3 protein-coding genes are annotated in these 2490 nt (G+C 37.1%); all 3 read right to left on the bottom strand.

Features of this window, described 5'->3' with window-relative positions; translation table 11 throughout:
- The coding region (locus tag MV676_RS08190; protein WP_297446662.1) for a hypothetical protein at positions 1–487 on the bottom strand (487 nt) is incomplete at its 3' end.
- A complete protein-coding gene (locus MV676_RS08185) occupies positions 484–1308 on the bottom strand; it encodes a hypothetical protein (RefSeq protein WP_297446659.1) in 825 nt (274 codons plus the stop codon). The genes MV676_RS08190 and MV676_RS08185, both read right to left, overlap by 4 nt.
- 16 nt (positions 1309–1324) lie before the next feature.
- Positions 1325–2490: S-layer homology domain-containing protein (locus tag MV676_RS08180; RefSeq protein WP_297446657.1), on the bottom strand; the 1166-nt coding region annotated here is incomplete at its 5' end.

Below are 2490 nucleotides of genomic sequence, written 5' to 3'. Positions count from 1 at the left end.
ACGTTAAATTATGTAAAATTTTCGCTTTACTTTTGTAAATTATTTGAATACAAAAACTTTGGGTCATGGATGTTGATAATAAACTCCTTAGAGCTATTATCAATTTTTTCGTGACTATTGCGCTGCTAACCTTTGTATATTTGATTTTAATTGGTCTGTCCTCCTTTGAAGAAAAAGAAAATTCTTCTGCTTCAGCCTCCCAACATTCCTTTTGCTTCTTTATTAATAAATTTTTAAAAATAACGTTCCCTGAAGGAAGATTATCTAAGAAATTTCTTAAAATAGGCAATTTTCTCCTGGCAGTATCAACTTCTAGGTCAAGGTGAGAGAAGAAAAATTTAGAAGCATCAGGAGTAAAAGAAACTCCCTCTACCTTAATACCAACCTCAGGAAAATTAAAATCGCCTACCTTAACTTTCTCAGCTAATACCCCACTTGTAAAAATTAAAAAAAGAGAAAAGGAGAGGAAAAAAATCTTTACTATCATCTCACAACAAAAACAACTTTAGCCTCTGCAAGGAAATTGGTTTCCTCATTGCTCCTATAAATTCTTAAAGCATCCTCTTTTGAAACTTTAACATCAGTGCCTTTATACACCCCTACAGCTTTAACTATTAAAGGTCTTTTTGTCCCCCACTTAGATAAGAGAGCTTTTGCCTTGGCTATATCTTTAGTAAAACCACCGCAACCTCTTTCTATAAGAATGTCATTGGCAACTTTTGAGGGATCAAAAATAATCTCGTTGTTTTCTGTGATAATTCTGTTAACTATAGCAGGTCTAAAAGGATAACTTCCTACGTCAACAATGAGACCATCATAGACAACTTCCGTCTTCTTTTTCACAGCCAAAGAGGGTTTATAGTCAGGTAATTTATCTACGGGAATTTTTCCATCCTTTATCAGAGGTAAAAAGATACTGTAAAGACCATACCTTCCCTTCAAGTATATCCTCTTGCAAACTTCGGCATAACCTTCTGCAGGATAATATTTCTTCCCACAGGTAACAGCACCCCTTAAAACTCCCTTCACGTTTGTCTTAATTAGGTCTGAATGCATCATACCTTCTTTAATTGTTGTTTCTCCGTATAAAGTTAATCCGAGTAAAGTTTCTAAAAGCTCTCTTTGGGCTATTACTTCTGCCGCCCTTAATGCAGCGTATCTATTCTGACCGTCTGCTGAAACTCCTACTACTTGAATATATCCAGATTCAAAAACATCGTCCGGACGTGTAACGTTCCGCCATTCCTGAGCAAAAGCAACTGTAGTTATCGTAAAGAAAAAGAGGAAAAGAAATCTTAACACTTTCATTGCTAAACACCTCTCCTTAGTAGTCTTTGAGAATATCTCTTAATCTTAAGATACTCAACAATAATTCTGCTCCGTCTACATCATCGTTCGGTCTAAACTCTCCTGTAAGTTTCACGTCCATAAGTCCTCTGTTGACAACGTTTACAACTGCATTATACCAAGGCACCGTTGGTGGAACATCAGGGTAGGGAGAAACCTGTTGACCAAAATACTTCGTTGTTTCTCCTTTTTCAGGTGAAATTTTGGTCAGTATGTCTTCAAGAATAAGGGCCAGCTCTTTCCTCTTTAAAGGTTTGTCAGGTCTAAAAAGATAAGCCCTCGTTTTCTCATCATATTCTGGTTGAAGCCCGCGAATTCTCCAACTTAAAACAGTTAATATCTCCTCTTTCAGCGGATGGTTTACAACATCGGGAGGAATAAATTCCGGCTTGGGTAACTTCTCTGTAGATAGTTTCTTCCTAAAGAGGTGGTCTATTTTAAGTTCATCAACGAGGAGGACAACAGCATCTACTCTGCTAACCTTGTCTTTTACAGCTATTTCTTTCGCAGTATAGGTCAAAGTATAGTGAGAAGATGCTCTTACCAACTTTTGAACCTTGAAGTAGTAATCTTCAGCTTTTTTATGCCACTTTGAAGGTGGTGAGGACAAAACTTTTGAAAACATAGTTTCAGCATCTTTGAATTTATATGCTTTTAAGTATGCTACACCCATAAAGTAAGGAGCCGCGCTTAAGGATTCGTAGTAAGGGAGCTTTCCCGATTTAACTTCTTTGCTTATGAAAATGGCTTTCTCGTAGTAGTTTTCCGCGCTATCAAGCCAATCACTTGGTTCTGCATTATAGAAAACCCTTATTCCCGTCACGTAAACTGAAAACTCGTCTTCTGGAGAAGAGGCAAACTTTTTAGCTTTCTCGAAGAACTCTAAAGCCGTTTCTGTTTCTACATTTTTGTGTCTTCCTTCCATTTGTCCTGCTTCTATTGCAGATACAAGAGCTTTGCCTGCATACCCTTTAGCAAATTTAGGATCAGCTTTCAAAGCCAAGTTAAACCTTCTTTCAGCAGCACTGAGTTTTCCATTTTCAATTAACTTCATTCCTTCAACGTAGTGAACAGTAGGATTAGTTTTCAAGGAAAGAGTAGGATTGACCTTTGGAGAACATCCAATTAGGAACAGAGCTAACA

It is taken from the genome of Desulfurobacterium sp., from assembly GCF_027028515.1.
Taxonomy (GTDB): Bacteria; Aquificota; Aquificia; order Desulfurobacteriales; family Desulfurobacteriaceae; genus Desulfurobacterium_A.
Note: the sequence above shows the minus strand (reverse complement) of the source record. Positions and strands in the feature narration are given on the sequence as shown.